Origin of the sequence: Natronorubrum texcoconense (assembly GCF_900100335.1) — an archaeon.
Lineage (GTDB): Archaea > Halobacteriota > Halobacteria > Halobacteriales > Natrialbaceae > Natronorubrum > Natronorubrum texcoconense.
On record NZ_FNFE01000006.1, the window covers coordinates 18701 to 35276 of the forward strand.

Here is a 16576-nt window from a genome sequence, read left to right on the forward strand (position 1 = left end):
CAGGGACGTAATCTTTCTGGATATCGTGACAAAATTCGGATCGTGACTACCATCGACGGGAGAACGCCGACGGGGCCGGAAACGACCGCTCTGAAACTGAAAATCACCGGACACAGGGGTGGGTTATCCCACTCACGGCTACTTTCAGTTCGGTCTGAAAATCGTTAAGAGCGTCCGCGTTGTAGTCCCAGACAGCACCGATCACGACCGTTTCGAACGTCGTGGTCGGAGACGAAACCATAGCGTACAGAGCCATCTATACAACCACAGTTGTCCTAATACAAGAAAAGCAGGACAACAACACCCAGTTTTAAGATGTATCGATGACTACCGAACCTTCGTCACGAACGATGAAATGCAGGACCCGGACCCACGACAGAATCGCCACCCCGCGGCGCGGTCGCCTCGAGGTGACCCGCGCATGAGCGAATCGGAGCTCTCCGCGGAAGAACTGACACTCCCGATCAAGCGCACCGACGGCGACACGCTCGAGGCGCGCATGACCGACAACGCCTATCACAACATCCTCCCCGCACGCTACCTGCGGAAGGATTCCAACGGCGAACTCACCGAGACCCAGGAGGATCTCTTCGAGCGCGTCGGCACGAACATCGCGCTGGCTGAAGCCGTCTACGAGGCCGAGAAACGCGACCTCGAGATCACGGTCACGCCCGACCAGCTCAAGCCAGGCCACCCGCGCCGGGACGAACTCGCCGCGGAGGTCTTCGGCGAAGGAATTACCGCGGACGACGACGCGGAAACCGTCCTCACCGAGCGCAACGTCAACAAGTTCGCCTACGACACCATCGTCCCCGAACTCCCCGACGAGGTACGCGAACACGTCGAGGACGTCGCGGAGACGTTCATCGAGGGCATGTCGGAACTCTCCTTTATGCCGAACTCGCCGACGCTGATGAACGCCGGCGACGAACTCCAGCAGCTCTCGGCCTGTTTCGTCATGTCGCCCGACGACGATCTCTCGGACATCCACGAGACCGCCAAGAAGGCCGCGGAGGTCTTCCAGTCCGGCGGCGGCGTCGGCTACGGCTTCTGGCAGCTTCGCCCCTTCGGCGACTCCGTCGGCTCGACCGGCGGCATCGCCTCCGGACCGATCACGTTCATGCGGACCTACGACCAGCTCTGTGAGACGATCGCACAGGGTGGAACCCGACGCGGCGCCCAGATGGGAATCATGCGCGTCTCCCACCCGGACGTCATCGAGTTCATCCACGCGAAGAACAAGGACGTCTCGCTGGCGCACACGCTCCGTCTGAACGACCCGGACGACTACACCTACACTACTTTCTCCGAAGCGCTCGAGGAGGCGCGCAGCCTCATCGACGAGGACGGTCGCGTTCCCAAACATCTGCGTAACGCCGTCGAGGGCCATCTCTCTAACTTCAATATCTCCGTCGGCGTCACCGACGACTTCATGGCGGCCGTCCAGAACGGCGAGGAGTTCACGTTCACCAACCCGCGGACCGAAGAGCCCCACATCGCCACCGAGGAAACCAAAGAGATGTACGGCCGCTACGACCTCGGCGAGCACGTCGAGGTCGGCGAACCGCTCTCGATCCCCGCCGAACTCATCTTCGAGCGCATCGTCGAGGGCGCCCACGAGAACGGCGAACCGGGCGTCATCTACCTCGAGCGAGTGAATAAACAGCACTCCTTCGACGTCGAAGCGGAGCCGGACCACCGCATTCTGGCGACGAACCCGTGTGGCGAACAGCCGCTCGAGGAGCACGAGGCCTGTAACCTCGGCCACATCAACCTCTCGACGCTCGCCGATCAGGAGGCGCCCGACTGGCGCGTCTGGAGCGAGCAACACGCGGACGAGTACGACACGCAGGCCGAAGCCGTCGACGCCTTCCTCGAGGAGGCCATCGACTACGCCGAGTTCGACGAGCGAATCGAGTACGGCACGCGATTCCTCGAGAACGTCGTCACCATGTCCGACTTCCCGGTCGAAGAGATCGAGGAGAAGGTCCGAGACATGCGCAAGATCGGTCTCGGCGTCATGGGACTCGCACAGCTGTACATCCAGCTCGGCATCAAGTACGGCAGCGACGAGGGGAACGAGGTCGCCCGTCAGCTGATGACCCACATCAACCACGGCGCGAAGGCGACGAGCCACGACCTCGCGGAAGAGCGCGGCTCCTTCGCCGACTGGGAGGACTCGAAGTACGCGACGCCGACCGAGTACCGCGAGTGGTTCGAGCACCAGACCGGCGAGGACGCCGACGACTGGGCAGACGGCTTCCCCATCCGAAATCACAACGTGACGACCATCGCACCGACCGGCACGACCTCGATGGTCGGCAACACGACCGGCGGCTGCGAGCCGATCTACAACGTCGCCTACTACAAGAACGTCACCGACGACGTGCAGGGCGACGAGATGTTAGTCGAGTTCGACGACTACTTCCTGCGCACCTTAGAGGAGAACGGCATCGACGTCGACGCCGTCAAGGAGGAGGCCCAAGAGCAGATGGCCACGAATCAGTTCGAGGGCGTCGAAGGGCTCTCGACGGTTCCCGACGCCATCGGCGAGCTGTTCGTCATCACGAGCGATCTCTCGGCGAAACAGCACGCCGCCGTCCAGTGTGCCGCACAGGCCGGCGTCGACTCCGCCATCTCGAAGACGGTCAACGCGCCGAACGACTCCACGCTCGAGGACGCCAAGGAGGTCTTCGAGTGGGTCTACGAGAACGGCGGCAAGGGCGTCACCTACTACCGCGACGGCACCCGTTCCAAGCAGGTGCTGACCACGCGCGCCGACAACGCAGACTTCGCCGACGAGACCGAAGCCGCACAGGCCCTCGTCGAACAGATCGACGAGATCTTCGGCGGACTCGAGCAGTTCCTCGAGAGCGACGAAGTCCGAGACGTCCTCGAAGAGGACGTCGGCGGCCTGCTCGACGACGAGCAGGTTACGGTCGACTTCACCGAGAAGCGCGAGCGACCCGACGCGCTGCAGGGCGTGAGCCAGCGCATCGACACCGGCTACGGCAAGGTCTACGTGACGATCAACGAGGATCCCGAGACCGGCCAGCCGTTCGAGCTGTTCGCGAACATCGGCCACTCGGGCGGCTTCACCAACTCCTTCACCGAGGCGCTGGCGAAGGTCATCTCGACCTCGCTTCGCTCCGGCGTCGACCCCGAGGAGATCGTCGACGAACTCTGCGGGACGCGCAGTCCGAAAGTCGCCTGGGACAAAGGCGAGCAGATTCAGTCGATTCCGGACGCCATCGGCACCGCGATGCGGCGCTACCTCGACGACGAGATCGACAAGCCGTACCCGAAACAGCAGACCCTCGAGGAGTCCGCCGACGCGGACACCGAAGTCGAGTACGACGGTCCGCAGACCGACGGCGGCGCTGCCGCCGCACAGGGCGGCGCTAACGCCGACGACGACGCCACACAGGACCTCATCGACGCCGGCGAGTCGCCGGAGTGTCCCGACTGCGGCTCGATGTCGCTGTACTTCTCCGAAGGCTGCAAGACGTGCGAGAGCTGTGGCTGGTCGGAGTGTTGAGCCGGTAACAACGGTACTCACGGCTCAGTAACGGTTCGAACGACGCACGACCGATCTTTTTTGACGCCACCGAATTAGCGCCAGCGGACGCTCGAGTCCGTTGTCGCTGGTCCGCAGAACAATCGTCCACCGATCAGCTAGCCGACCGACGCAACGCCGTCACGGCCGCCGTTCGGTGCCACAACAGGCCGACCAATCCGGCACCCGAGAGCACCAGTCCGCCGGCGACGGCGAACGCGAGGCCGTAACTCGAGGCGGCGAGCCAACCGCCGAGGAGGCTCCCGAGCCCGCCGGCGAACGCCATGAGCGCGCTGTAGACGCCGAGGGCCTCGCCGCGGACTCCCGCGGGCGCGAGTTGGGTGACGATCGTCCCCGTCGTCACGGCGATCACGGCCCAGGAGAGCCCGATCAGGGCGAAGACGGCCGTGGTTCCGATGAGACCGATCGTCGTCGCGCCGAAGACGATGCCCACGAGGGCGACGAGCGGGAGTCCGACCGCTCGGCCGAGGAGTCCGGCGATCTGGACGAGTTCGGCGTCGTGTCTCGTCGCGAGACGACCGACGCGGTCGAAGAAGATCGCCGACGCGATACTCGAGACCAGATAGAGCGCGAAGATGCCGTCGGAACCGTAGCCAGCGTCGCCCAGAAACGCGGGAAGCGGGGCGAAAAACACCGCGGAGCCGGCGAAGACGAGGACGATCGCGCCGAAGTAGAGGGTGAGATCCGGCGTGAACCGACGGGCCAGTCTGCTGGGGTGGAGGTCTCGCGGATCGACGCGCACCGGGGAGAACGGAAACGTGACGCCACGGATGTTGAACCGACCGGCGCGCCGAATCGCGCGTCGAAGCTTTTGCGGCGTGGGCTCCTTGCCCGGCCGGGGGTCCGGCGGTAACAGTCGGCTCGCGGCAAGACAGCTCAGACCGGCACAGCCGGCACAGGCGAGCAGGAACCCCTGCTGGGCGGCGAGCGGGTCGAGGACCAGCTCCGCGCCGGCGGTCCAGACGGCACCCGCGAGGAGTCCGAGCGCCCAGCCAACGCCCTGATAGGTGTTGAGCCGGGCGATTTGGGCGCTCCACTGGGAGTCTGGGACGTCAGTAACCGCGAGGAGCGTCAGGATCGGTAACGCCGCCGCGGAGGCGAACCAGACGACGGCGTTCGCGCCGACGACGATCGGAATCGACCCCGTGAGCGGAACGAGAGCCGCCATCACGGCGACGAGACCGAGTGCCGCGACGACGAAGCCGCGGCGTTTACCCGTGCGATCCGCCAGCCCGCCGAACGCCAGCGCGCCGGGAACTCCGGCGAACGCGGCTGCGGCGGCGAGCACGCCGAGCGTGAACGGATCGCCGCCGAGCGAGACGACGTAGAGCGGGACGATCAAGGAGACGCCACCGAACGCGACGGAGCCGAGCGCCCACGCGTACAGCCACCGATGGGACATTGGTGAGGACACTCGAGCGCCGCCTCATAAATGGTCGATTTCGGTCGGCGCGTTCGATAGCGATTCTCTCGCTCGAAGGAAGCCACCCACCGTCAGCCGCGAGTCGAACAGCCGGCCGCCTCGACTGGGAGCACCACACTTAGCACGGTCGGGGCGGTACCGAGCGGTATGGCTGCCGACGACGACGGAGACGGGAACGGGGCGGATGGAGTGGACGGGCCCAGTGTCGACTCGGGCGGCGCGCCGGCCTGTCCGCACTGCGGGGAACCGTTGTTCAAACGCCACTGCAAGTACGTCTGTCCGCAACACGGCCCCATTATCGATTGCTCGGATCCCTTCCGGTGATCGCGACTCAGCACCCGACTCAGGACGTGAGTTGCGCGGTACTGATACAAGTCGACGCGCTGTGGTCTCGAGTAAGCGACCTGTATGTCTACACAACCGACGATCCTCGTCGTCGACGACGAGCGCGAACTCGCCGACCTCTACGCGATGTGGGTCGATGGAGAGTACGAGGTGCTGACCGCCTACGACGGCCGATCGGCGCTCGGGGCGATGAGTCCGGCGGTCGACGTCGTCCTGCTCGATCGGCACATGCCGGATCTCACCGGCGACGAAGTTCTCGAACGAATCCGAGCCGCGGGCCACGACTGCTGGGTGATCATGGTCACAGCGGTCGATCCCGGACTCGACATCGTCGAGTTGGATATCGACGATTACGTGACTAAACCGGTGACGCGAACCCAGTTGACCCGAATCATCGAGAGCCTTCGCGTGCAGGCCAAGTTCAGCAACGACGGCCGCCGCGAACTCGCCGCGCTCTCGAACAAGATGGAGACGCTCGAGGACGAGCAGTCGGTAGACGAGTTAGAAGAGACCGAGGCCTACCGGCAACTCGAGTCGGATCTGACGGAGCTGAGCGACTCGCTGGTCGAGGAGTGAGGCGGAAGATATGAGACGCGTTTGCGAACCGATCTCGAGTTAGCTCTCCGTGGACCGACCGGTAGTCCCCGTCTGCCTGTGCGTTCGAACGACGCGATACGCCGGACCGGCGAGCAGCACCGACGCGGCGACGAGACAGGCGACGGTGAGCGTAACGCCGAGTTCGCCGAGCCCGCCCGCGGTGACGGTGGCGGCCGACGCGCCGACGACGACGCCCGCGACAGTCCACGGGAGTTCGCCGACGACCGTCCCGACCACGAACTGTCGGAGTCGCACGCCGCTGACCGCCGCCGCACACGTCGAGACGTCCGAGGGAATCGGTGCTAATCGAGAGACGACGACGCCGCGCGTCGGACCCGCGGTATCATAGTACCGGGCGACGACGCTCCCCGCCCGCTCGAGGAGCGAGCCGAACGCGCTTTCGATCGAGGCTTGCACGGAGTCGGCGCGCGTGTTACTCGACGCACTCGTACCGGTGTCGGCGAACCAGCGAGCGACGAGGAAGACGGGGATCACGGTCACCACGACACCGACGAGTGCGATCGGGATCCCGAGCGTGACGCCATAGCCGTAGCCGACGACGACGGCCAGCGGCGTCGTCGGGAGCACGAGCAGCGGTCGGACGAGATAGAGCCCGACCACGACGAGTCCGAACAGATAGGGATCCGCCGAGAACGACTCGACGGCCCCGAGCACCGTCGACGGCGAGACGAGCACGCCCATCGCGACGATCGCACCGATCACGACCGCCCCGACGAGCGCGCGGCGTTTCACCGACGACAGCGTCATCGATTCCAGTTTTTCATCGAGCGTTGAAACTTTTGTGTCTCAATGGGTAAGATCGGGCGCCGTCGATGGCGGACGACACAACGTTTATTCGCTCGCGGCCGACAGCACTCATCGATGGATCGCGACGAGACCGGACCCGACACGGCCGCCGACGTGAGCGACGACCGGGTCGCGCTCGGCCTGGCGCTGCTCGAGCGCCTCGAGCACGAGTCGCTTCCCTTGCCCGAGGTCGTCGACCGGATCGAGACGGTGACGACCGATCCGACGGTGACGCGGACGATCCTCGACGAGGCGGAGCTCCGCGGCATCGTCGAGCGCGAGGACGGCATCATCCGCCCGAAGAGCCGACAGTACGTCCGGTTCGAACAGGACGTGATCACGAAGGAGGGCGACTTCTCCTGCCAGCGCTGCGGGACGGGCGTCTCGACGGGCTACTTCATCGATCTCGACGCCGGCGAATTGGGGCCCTTCGGCTCCTCGTGCATTCGGAAGGTGACCGGCCGAGAGGACTGAGGACGCTCCCTGTGGAGAGAATTGGGACGCTCTTATCGCTGCTTGCGGAGTTCGGCGATCAGTTGCTCGATCGTCCCTTGCTGGCGTTCGATGACCTCGGTCTGTCGCTCGACGGCGACCTCGAGTGCCTCGACGCGCTCGAGTAGTTCGTCGGTGACGTCGTCATCGAGTTCGGGGTCGGTCCCGAGCAATGGCGTCGAGTCCGTGCCGAGTCCGCCGTCGTCCTGCGTCGAGACCGTATCGATCTCGGCAGGCTTCGCGTCGATCTCGGTCGGCTCGGTTCCCTCGAGGTCGCGGTCGTGTTCGCTCACGGTCTCAGCCGACATTTCGAAAGTTTCGGCCTCGCTCGCCGCCGGGTCAGTCTCCTGTCCCTTGGCCGGGTCGGTCTCGGTTGGCGCCTGCGTCGCCGACTGCGTCTCGGTCTGCTCGCGGTGCGTGGACGCCTGTGCGGGGTCCTGGCCCTGTGGTTCACTCGTCTGCCTCGAGTCTGCCGCGGACTGTGGTTCGTTCGCGTCCGAGCCCGCGAGCGGCGTCTCATCCGTCAGCGGATCGGGGGTTGCTACGGGTTCCTGGTCGCCACCGGCCGCCTCGTCGACGCGTTCGTGATCGTCCAGCGACGGCGGGTTAGCGTCGAGGGGATCGACGCCCTCGCCGAAGTCGACCGACGCGCTCCGCTGTCTCTGCTCGGCCTCGTCGTCACCGCCGACTTTCTCGTTGAGCTCCTCGAGCGAACCGACGTCGTGGTACTCGAAGAGGGCTCGCTGGAGCCGTTCCCGGAGGTCGTTTGCCTGCTCATTGGGGGCTTTGATCCGCTGCGGTCGGCCGTCGACGGTGAGCACGATCTGCGTGGCGACGCTACCGTCCTCGAAGGAGAGGCTCGTAACATCCTCGAAGTGGTACTCCTCGTAGTCGCCGTCCCAGACCGCCGCACCGATGTGTTTGACGAGTCTGTCGCTGGTGATGATCAGCGTCAGTTCGCTGAAGCGGTAGGTCTTGGCGACGGTCTCGCCGGGATCGGTGATCCCGTTGCCGTTCAGGACGCCGGCCAGCACCGGGTGCAAGACGTCGTCAGTTTTGCCGCTGGGGACGCTGAACGATTTCGTTCCCTCGAGCGGGTACTCGAGGGTGAACTTCGTCTTGCGTCGGCCTTCCGAGAGAGTGAGTCGGTCGGCCTCGTGGGGGTATTCGTCGATCGACTCGTCGCTCAGCAGGCCTTCGGAGCTGTAGACGAGCGTACTCGAGGGCGTGATGAAGAGTTCGTTCTCGCCACCGAGAGAGACGCGCGCCGCGATTTCCTCGCCGTTGAGAGTAGACTGGACGATTCCGGGAACGCTCATGCGCGGGTAGTTGGGAAGGCCGTGTGATAAATCCGTGGGTCGGCGTTGCACGCCGGGGTCGAATGAGAAGGTTAAAGAAACAGACGGGGCTATCTGAGAGTGAGCCCGGGTGGCTTAGCTGGACATAGCGCCGCACTCATAGGGTTCAGAGATTCGGTGCGGTTTCGCCTTGGAAGCCTCCGTGTCCCCGCGAGGACTCATGCCGAGCCTCGGACCTGGGACATGCGGAGATCGAGGGTTCGGAGCCCTCCCCGGGCATGCTTCTCAACACATCACGAGTCGAAGACGAGTGATAACACTGAGAAGCATGACTGGTTCGCTCCGAATCCGTAGGTCCTCGAGAGTGAACGCAGTGAACGATCGAGGGCACGGAAGAGCGAAGCTCTTCCGGGGGTTCGGAGCCCTCCCCGGGCATTTTCCCAAGAAGCAACGAACGTAGTGAGTGACGACGCTGGAAAATGCCCGGGGAGGCGGAGAACCCGGTGGTCTTCGCGAGTGAGTGAAACGAACGAGCGAAGGCTCGAGAGAGCTCTGCTCTCTCGTAGGTTCGGAGCCCTCCCTCGAATCCGACTAAAAGTCGTCGTACGCTACCGGCTTCTCAGTGTCGCGTCGACTCCGGTACGGCCTCGAGCTCGACTTCGACCTCGTTCGTACGCATGAACGGCGGCGTCCACGGATCGTTGTACTGGAGGAGCGCCGGCTCGTCGCGTATCTCGATAGCTCGCCGAGAGAGGCCCTCGAGCAGACGGGTTCGCTCTCGATCGACGCGTTCGTCGGTCGCGTACCACGAGAAACGCCGTACCGCCACCGTACGCGGCGGATCGACGACGAGCCGAACGTCCGAATCGGTCGGCACCGGAGCGGTCTCGCCGGTGTGCGTTCGCGGGAGGTAGAAGGCCATCGTCACGTCGTCGCCGCCCGACCCCGTTCGAACGGGAGCGGTCATCGGAATCGACGTCCCGCGGACTGTAACCGGTGCGGTCATCGCCACGTCTTCGCTTCGCGTGTTATCGCCCGAGATGTAGCGAAAGAGTCGCCTGAACGCCGTCGCCGCGTCCGGAGCCGTCGTCTCGGCACGGACCGTGCGCGGGTAGCGGCGGATCTCGATGTCGTCGAAGGTCTCCAGCGTTTCCGAGGGGACGCGTTCGGTCGTTCGGATGACGTACGCACCCCACCCGATCCACAACCCGACCAGTGCGGCGGTCCCGAGTAGTGTCGTTCGTATGGATCGCATAGATATCGAACGACTCGTATCCCAATAGAGCTGAGGGGGTCCGCGGCCGTGCGTCGATCGGTGACAAGTTCCGCCACGATCTTGTCGAACACCGGGCACGGGTATTGCACGGAGGACATTTCGTTCCTAACACTACATCTCCGCTGGTGCGCTGACGGTGAAGTTCTCGTCGACAAACGGGATAGTCTCCGTCTCGGACGATTCGAAACGAGCGGTGACGAAACTGCCTTCACGAGGACCGTTCGACGACCAGAACGGGAATATCGTCCATCCGTAGAACGCTCGAGGTCACGCTTCCGAGCAACTGTCGCGTAAGATTCGACCGGCCGTGTGACCCAGTGATGATGGCGTCGACGTCCAATCGGAGACGTACTCGTGGGTGACAGCAGGACGCCCGTTCGGCAGTTGTGGACGCCTATCCGAGGAGGTTCTGAAGCACCAGGACAATGAAGAGGACAATCACCGCCTCGGAGATAATCCACGAGTTGTCGTCCATCCAGTCGCGAAGCGTCGGGAGTGCGGCTTCGGCTCGCTCACCGAGCACGAACACGCTGAGTAATGGAGTCGCCAATATAAAGAGCGTCAGTAGGACGAATCCTGCCGCGTGCGTGATCGGATCACCGTTGGCTGCGAGGTAGGTGCCGACGCTAATCGACGTGACGATGTCGGTCGGGAAGAACCCAAGCAGGAGAAATCCCAATCGAAACGAGAACCGCGGCGTCGCGGTGGTCAACTTCCCCATCCACTTTGGTGGCTCCGATACGTTCCGCTTTTGATAGGTCTCTACTGCCGCATAGAGGAGGAGGACGAAAACGGCGCCGTAGAGGAGTTGTTGTCCGGTCGGCCCCAACAGGCCGCCACCACCACCGCCGAGACTGTTTCCGATCAGGTACGCGATGCCGACGACGAGACTGATAGAGAGAGCCGCACCGAAGACGTACGCGGTCGAGTTCGCTCGCCAGTTTTCGCTCGTGGCGAGGAAGATGGGCGCGAGTATCTGTGGCCCTGCGATCATCACGACGGCCAGCGGGAGAATCTGTACGAGGCTCATCGCGCAGACCTGCTGTAACTCGAGTTGTGGCACCGATCGAACCATCCACGGATGAAACTGATCATCGATATCTGGGTTCGAGAGTATTCCGAGCCAGCACCGACCCAGTAACGGTAGCGGAGTAGTCGAGAGACGCAGTTGCGCAATCGACTACCGAATACGGATCCCAGCACTCGACTCACCCGCTGAACTCTTCGTTCTCTTCTCGACCGATTATGTACAGCACGAGAACGAACAACACGAACGCGGCGAACAGTGCGAGGCTGACGTATCTCATTTCGTGCTCCCACGCGAACAACAACCCGATGCCGGTGAGACCGATCGCCGTGGCGAGTAGTACCCAAAAGAGTCGGTCACGGGTGTGCAACTTTCGATCGCTCATTCGTCGGAATGCTCCCCGTTTGCGGCGGTTGGAAGTCGATCGATGAAAAGTTCGATAGAGATGCGTGGCTCCGCCGTGAACTCGCGCGTCGTCCGCGTCATCGGCTCGTTCGACGCGATTAGCGACACGAAATCGGAGCGCGTAACCATACCGATCGGATCGCCGTCGTCGACGGTCACGATCGGTTCGTGTCCGGACTCGGCAAAGCGTCTGGCGACCGCATCGGCAGTATCGTCCCGTGGTGCCGTCTCGACGGCACCCATGACTTCTTCTACGGATACTGGAACGACCATGGGGTACGGACGACGTCGAGATTCATAACTACCTGACACCACCCAAAGCGTCTTTTTCCTCAACGATGTCCGTTCCCTGCCCATGATCCCGAACGGGGACGCCGACGCAGCGTGGTTTCGGTCGAGAGGCTGGTGGTGGACGTTCGCGTTCGCGCTCGCGATCGTATTGATCGCTGCCTTGAGCGACTACCTCGGCTGGATCGTCTTCGGGATCTTCCTCTACTACGTCGCTCGGCCCGTTTCGAGACGGCTCCACCAACGAGGTCTCTCTTCGGGAACGAGTGCGACCGTAACGCTCGTGCTCGTCGTCCTCCCGTTCGTCGGTGTGTTGTTCGTCGTCGCGTCGCTGGCGATCGTTCAGATCGCGACCCTGGAGCTAACCGATTTCGACGCCGTTCTCGAGCGGTTCTTGCCGGACGTAGACACCGACGAACTCCCGACGACCGATATGGAACTGTATCCGGTCGCGGAGGACCTCGCGACTGATCCGCGACTCGCCACCGTCGGACAGTGGCTCAGCGGGCTCGTCGGTCGATTTCTCACCGCGTCGTATCTGTTGTTCGTCACGTTTCTGTTCGCGTTCTTCCTGGTCCGCGACGAACGCCGTCTCGGACGCTGGCTTCGAACCGAAATCGTCGGGGAGAGACCCAACGTAACGACGTATCTACGGAACGTTGACGCGGGATTGCAGTCGATCTTTTTCGGGTATACGCTGACGATTCTCGCGATCGTCCTGTTAGCCGGCGTCGTATACGCAGGGTTCAACGCGATCGCACCGGCGGGACTCGAGATTCCACAGGTCCTTTTGCTGGCGATCGTGACAGGGTTCGCGTCGGTGATTCCGCTCGTCGGCCGAAATATCGTGTACGCGAGTATCGTCGGCTACCTCGCGCTGACGGCGATTCGAACGGACCCCACCGGCCTCTGGTTTCCCGTCGCGTTCTACGTCGTCATGGGCGTCCTTTTCGACGGCATCATCCGAACCTACGTGCGACCGACGCTTTCGGGACGACTGTTTCCGACTGGGCTGATCCTATTTGCGTATATTCTGGGCCCGCCGGTCTTCGGCTGGTACGGAATTTTTCTCGGTCCGATCGTCATGGTCGTTACGGTAGTGTTCGTTCAACAGCAATTACCGCGACTGCTCCACGCTGATCAACGCACGTCCGGGACTGGTGAGAGGGAGTAGCAACGCAATTCGTAGTCTTGTGTCACTTCTCTTCCGTAGCTGGGAGAGGATCTACCGAATACGAGCACGATTGCTACCGATGGCTGGTGTCGAGCGACCGTGCACAACCGTAATACTTCGCTCGAGTGTATAGCACACCGATTCACGACGGGGTACTCGAGACTATCCCTTCTCCCGCTGTTCGACGACGCTACCTCAGATTTTACTTCGCCTTCTGGGTATTCGTCCGCAACCGAATCGGCTGGAACACCGTGACGGTTCCGACCCCAAGCGGAAGAGAGCCCAGTACGTCGCCGCCCGATACAGAAGCGTTGCAGTCGTCGCTTCCGGTGCCGGAACGCCTGCGGTCGTAACGAGCAACAGGATGAATACCGATTCGACGCGTCCGAGGTCCCCTGGGGTGCTGTTTGCGCTGATGGGTATGCCCTTCCATCTGATTTACCGAGAGGAAACAACGGCCCAGGCGCGGCGCGCGAAGGGGCTGTTCGTCCGCTAGGTAACACGCAATGCGGCCTGAAGTTTCGTTTTCTTCGGTCGTTGGTCTACCTGCGGCGGACTCCCCGTCATCCTGTTGCTTAGACCCGCAATCGCCGCGACCATCGTTATCTTCGCTCGAAGTAACCGGGAGCGGTCCTCCTGGTCGCACCGTCCCTCGTTTGGACAGCGGGTGAAACGTACCGCAATTTCGCGATTGAGCAACGAAACCGGTAGCTCGAACGAGTTCCCGCTCTCATCAGCGATCTCGTGAGCCGATCGTGGCGCACCCACTCGAGACGTACTCAGACGGCGTCAGCATCGCGGCCGAGCGCCGCGGCGGCGGCCGTTCTCGCGAGTGATACCTTCGGGTCGATCGTCACGTCCGTGTCGAACTCCGCCACGTCCGCCGCATCTCCCGTCGTCGCCACTGCGACGATCGAGACGTCGGGGTCGGCTCGTCTCACTGCGACTACGGCGTACGGAACGGTTTGGGAGTCCACTGCGATCACCACAGCCGTCAGATCCTCGAGAGCCAGTTCCTCGAGCGTCTCTTCGTCGGTCGGGTCGCCACTGCGGACGTCGATCCCTCGATCCGAGAGGCTGCGTGCCCACTCTTCCTCAGCCGTCAGCACCGTCAACGAGACCTGCTCCGCCAAGTTTTCGACCACCGCCTCATCGAGACTCGAATCGCCCAGCAGGACGACGTCGTCGCTCGTCGTGCGGTTCAACTGCCGGACACGAGCGTGCGTTCGCTCGAAGCGTGATTTGAGAAAGGGAGAGAAGAGGCTCCCGACGGCGACGGCGACGGTAGCCGGGCCGAGAGTAGCGAGTGAGATGGCGAACAACCGTCCGTTTTCGGTCGTCGGATGGATATCCCCATAGCCGACGGTGCTTGCCGTGACGAAGGTGTAGTATAGCGCGTCGACGAGGGTGTCCACTTGGTCGAAATCAGTTCGGAGAACGTACGTACCGACGGTCCCGTACACGAAGAAGGCACCGATGGCGAACAGCGTTCCGGCCTGCGTCGGAGTGAGCGAAATCGACCGCGTAAACACCCGTCGTTGGCGGACGAGCAACGCGACTCCGGCGAGCGAGACGACGACCAACGGAATCGAGACGAAACGCGTTTGCACGACACCGTGAACCGTCGAGAGAACGAGCAGTAGTGCGGCGGCCGCGTACCCAAGCCAGTAGTCACGGCGCATCCCCCACGCGGCGGCCAACAATCCGAAGCCGACGAGAACGCCGCTAAATCCGGACGCGATCTGCAGGGCAGCGAACACCCCGTCCGCTTCGAGCATCGGCTCGGTTACCATTGCCAGTAATCCCGTTACAATCGAGAGGAGGCCGACCGCGGTGATGAGTGTCGTCACAGACCAATCGAATCCGAATCGGGTGGTGAAACCGGGCATATCTGTCCCACCACGATGACGGAGTTAAGACGAAGGGGGCGCGAGGACGAGAAGCGTGAGCGCGGGAACAACTAGTCGCGCCACTCACCAATCTCGCCGACGGTCAGATTTTGGGAGCCGACGAGTTCGGTTTCCTCGAGCGAGAACGACGCGAGCAGTAACAGTCCGAACAACGACGCGATCGTGACGCCAATCTCCCTCCTGAATCGCCCATTTGAGGGCCTTAGCATCTGCTCAGGACGTTTCAGTCGCCGCTTCGGGCGAATTACTCGTCGGTTCGGGCATCGGGTATGCGGTATCCGCCCAAGACAGTCCGAGATACCTGATCCCGTACGAGAGCGTGATCCCCGCGATCATCACCACACCGAACGACAGCGCGGTCGCAGTTGCGGTCGACGGTGCGAGGAGGATCGTCACGACGGCTGCAGCAACGACCGATCCTCCGAGCGCGAATCGTCTGGGTGGTGAGGTCATTGCGGTTCGTATTCTACACCGGATACTAACGCCAACACGCGGTCCGTTGACAGTCATTTTCCCGGACTGGATCGAGCGCGATCCTTCCACTGAGCTCCGACAGTACCCGATCGACGGTGGTAGTTCGACACGCGCCTCTCACAGAAATAGCTGATTCGTAACTGAACCCACGGCCATCGTACGAGTGATCGGACTCTCCACAGTACGACGATACGACGCTGATTTTACCGGCGTGAAGAGAGACATGTACCTATAGCCGTTCGAAAAACGCCGGCCGGAGCCGGCGTCACCGTACCCCATCCGCCGTGGTGTGTCAGTGGACAGGCCGATCGAAGATCGGCTGTCGATCGTCTCGAGCGACAGGATCTCGATCACTGGCGAGGTCCGGCCGTCTCGAGTGGCCGGGTACCATCGGCAACGACAGTAGTCCTCCCCTCGCCGGATGGATATTCGACCATCGTCGATTAAAACTACTGGCCGCCCGGCACTGGACACGATCGGTCGCCATCGCACTGCCGTTTACAACCATTCCCGTCGAACGCGCCGACTACCGACTGTTCGAGCGAGTTGTGACTCTATTGAGTCCCGCACGAGGCAACTAATTCTTTCGCGAGTGCTTCGCTAGTTTTATGCGACACACCATAGCATGGCGTGGTATGGGGACGGGGGTCCCACCGAGCCACAAAGTACTGGCGCAGATCGCATCGTCCGAGGGCGTTTCACCGACGGACCTCGAGCCACCGCTTCACGACGTCATCGATCCGGAGGCGCTCGACCGGCTGGTCGACTCGTGCGGACGCGCCTCGAGTGACCGCGTCGTGACGATCGAGTTTCCCTACCGCGGGTACACGGTTCGGGTCGACAGCACGGGCGCCGTCGATCTGACCGTGGGAGATCACCTCCCGGATTCGACCGGCGATTCGACGGAGGAGTCCCACGGCGACTGATATCGACCATTGTGAGCTGCCGCCGGTTCGACCGTCGTGAGCCGCGCCGACGCGGTGAGCGATGTGTCGAACGCTGGAATAGCGAGATGGCTGCTCGCGATGACGGTTGCAGCGGTGGTACTTTCGATGCCCCGGACGGCGACGCTCCTGACGATTGATCCGAGAAAAACCGACGGAACGGAAGTCGAGAGCAGAGACGTTCGGTTCCGGCCCGCGAGTCGAAGCGTCGTGACGTCGAGCGAGTTACGCCGTTTCGACCAGAATTTCGCCGTCGGCACCGACGGTTACGAGACAGTCGTTGTACTCGAACGTTACCGAGCCGCCGGATCGGAGTCCGTCTGCCCGCGGTTCGAACAGCCGTTCGAGTGCGTCGGCGTTGATCGTATAGTGAAGTGGCTCGAGTTCGGTTACGTCGTCGTTACAGAACGTCGCAACCGCGTCGACGACGGCGACGCTCAGTGGTTCGTTATCGAGTCTATCGTACTGCACAGCGTACTGTTCCTCCGTTAGAACGGACGGTGATTGTGAAGTCATCTCGGTCATAGAGTTCTGCGCAC

Annotated in this window: 18 protein-coding genes and 1 tRNA gene; 7 read left to right on the forward strand and 12 right to left on the reverse strand. The window is 62.8% G+C overall.

The features are described from left to right. The first annotated feature begins 421 nt into the window (after positions 1-421). Positions 422-3538, forward strand: coding sequence for an adenosylcobalamin-dependent ribonucleoside-diphosphate reductase (locus BLT08_RS16670; protein ID WP_090310203.1), 3117 nt, complete (start codon positions 422-424; stop codon positions 3536-3538). A gap of 133 nt (positions 3539-3671) precedes the next feature. Here the strand turns inward: BLT08_RS16670 and BLT08_RS16675 are convergent, their stop codons facing one another. Beyond that, complete coding sequence (locus BLT08_RS16675; RefSeq protein WP_090310205.1) at positions 3672-4979, reverse strand: MFS transporter; 1308 nt, start codon at positions 4977-4979, stop codon at positions 3672-3674. A gap of 168 nt (positions 4980-5147) precedes the next feature. Between BLT08_RS16675 and BLT08_RS23705 the strand changes: the two genes are divergently transcribed. Continuing rightward, on the forward strand, positions 5148-5324 hold the full coding sequence (locus BLT08_RS23705) for an HVO_2523 family zinc finger protein (protein WP_342707667.1): 177 nt from the start codon (positions 5148-5150) through the stop codon (positions 5322-5324). 84 nt (positions 5325-5408) lie between these two features. After that, on the forward strand, positions 5409-5921 hold the full coding sequence (locus tag BLT08_RS16680) for a response regulator (protein ID WP_090310207.1): 513 nt from the start codon (positions 5409-5411) through the stop codon (positions 5919-5921). Between the two features lie 39 nt (positions 5922-5960). Here BLT08_RS16680 and BLT08_RS16685 read toward each other — a convergent pair whose 3' ends face one another. Beyond that, the gene (locus BLT08_RS16685) at positions 5961-6710 is read right to left on the reverse strand and encodes a TVP38/TMEM64 family protein (protein WP_175529354.1); all 750 of its coding nucleotides are present in this window, start codon (positions 6708-6710) and stop codon (positions 5961-5963) included. A 114-nt stretch (positions 6711-6824) separates the two neighbouring features. Between BLT08_RS16685 and BLT08_RS16690 the strand changes: the two genes are divergently transcribed. Beyond that, positions 6825-7223 carry a DUF5830 family protein gene (locus tag BLT08_RS16690; RefSeq protein WP_090310209.1) on the forward strand — a complete coding sequence of 133 codons (399 nt, stop codon included), beginning with the start codon at positions 6825-6827 and terminating at the stop codon, positions 7221-7223. A 32-nt stretch (positions 7224-7255) separates the two neighbouring features. Here the strand turns inward: BLT08_RS16690 and BLT08_RS16695 are convergent, their stop codons facing one another. Continuing rightward, positions 7256-8560: a DUF7115 domain-containing protein gene (locus BLT08_RS16695; RefSeq protein ID WP_090310211.1), complete on the reverse strand. Its 1305-nt coding sequence runs from the start codon at positions 8558-8560 to the stop codon at positions 7256-7258. A 103-nt stretch (positions 8561-8663) separates the two neighbouring features. Between BLT08_RS16695 and BLT08_RS23120 the strand changes: the two genes are divergently transcribed. Further along, positions 8664-8818 (forward strand) — tRNA-Met (locus BLT08_RS23120). A gap of 340 nt (positions 8819-9158) precedes the next feature. On the opposite strand, the gene BLT08_RS16700 is transcribed toward BLT08_RS23120, so the two are convergent. The 5 genes from BLT08_RS16700 to BLT08_RS16720 form a co-directional block, all read right to left on the reverse strand. Further along, a complete protein-coding gene (locus tag BLT08_RS16700; protein ID WP_090310213.1) occupies positions 9159-9794 on the reverse strand; it encodes an SOUL family heme-binding protein in 636 nt (211 codons plus the stop codon). 229 nt (positions 9795-10023) lie between these two features. Further along, the gene (locus BLT08_RS16705; protein ID WP_139171321.1) at positions 10024-10155 is read right to left on the reverse strand and encodes a universal stress protein; all 132 of its coding nucleotides are present in this window, start codon (positions 10153-10155) and stop codon (positions 10024-10026) included. Positions 10156-10209: 54 nt separating this feature from the next. Then, positions 10210-10845, reverse strand: coding sequence for a GAP family protein (locus tag BLT08_RS16710; protein WP_090310764.1), 636 nt, complete (start codon positions 10843-10845; stop codon positions 10210-10212). 178 nt (positions 10846-11023) lie between these two features. After that, positions 11024-11227, reverse strand: a complete 204-nt coding sequence (locus BLT08_RS16715; RefSeq protein ID WP_090310215.1) for a hypothetical protein — start codon at positions 11225-11227, stop codon at positions 11024-11026. After that, the gene (locus BLT08_RS16720) at positions 11224-11520 is read right to left on the reverse strand and encodes a CBS domain-containing protein (protein WP_175529355.1); all 297 of its coding nucleotides are present in this window, start codon (positions 11518-11520) and stop codon (positions 11224-11226) included. Before BLT08_RS16720 ends, BLT08_RS16715 begins: the two co-directional genes overlap by 4 nt. Before the next feature lie 82 nt (positions 11521-11602). Between BLT08_RS16720 and BLT08_RS16725 the strand changes: the two genes are divergently transcribed. Further along, entirely contained in the window at positions 11603-12709 is a 1107-nt protein-coding gene (locus BLT08_RS16725; RefSeq protein ID WP_090310219.1) for an AI-2E family transporter, read from the forward strand. 779 nt (positions 12710-13488) lie between these two features. Here BLT08_RS16725 and BLT08_RS16730 read toward each other — a convergent pair. The 3 genes from BLT08_RS16730 to BLT08_RS23480 all read right to left on the reverse strand — a co-directional run bounded on the left by BLT08_RS16730 (position 13489) and on the right by BLT08_RS23480 (position 15072). Further along, entirely contained in the window at positions 13489-14559 is a 1071-nt protein-coding gene (locus tag BLT08_RS16730; RefSeq protein WP_175529356.1) for an ion channel, read from the reverse strand. Between the two features lie 110 nt (positions 14560-14669). Then, positions 14670-14828, reverse strand: a complete 159-nt coding sequence (locus BLT08_RS23475) for a hypothetical protein (RefSeq protein ID WP_245724260.1) — start codon at positions 14826-14828, stop codon at positions 14670-14672. A 4-nt stretch (positions 14829-14832) separates the two neighbouring features. After that, the gene (locus BLT08_RS23480) at positions 14833-15072 is read right to left on the reverse strand and encodes a hypothetical protein (protein ID WP_245724261.1); all 240 of its coding nucleotides are present in this window, start codon (positions 15070-15072) and stop codon (positions 14833-14835) included. Between the two features lie 656 nt (positions 15073-15728). On the opposite strand from BLT08_RS23480, the gene BLT08_RS16740 reads away from it, so the two are divergent. Continuing rightward, positions 15729-16019, forward strand: a complete 291-nt coding sequence (locus tag BLT08_RS16740) for a HalOD1 output domain-containing protein (RefSeq protein WP_090310222.1) — start codon at positions 15729-15731, stop codon at positions 16017-16019. A 243-nt stretch (positions 16020-16262) separates the two neighbouring features. Here the strand turns inward: BLT08_RS16740 and BLT08_RS16745 are convergent, their stop codons facing one another. Further along, complete coding sequence (locus BLT08_RS16745; RefSeq protein ID WP_090310224.1) at positions 16263-16562, reverse strand: HalOD1 output domain-containing protein; 300 nt, start codon at positions 16560-16562, stop codon at positions 16263-16265. Positions 16563-16576: the final 14 nt, after the last annotated feature.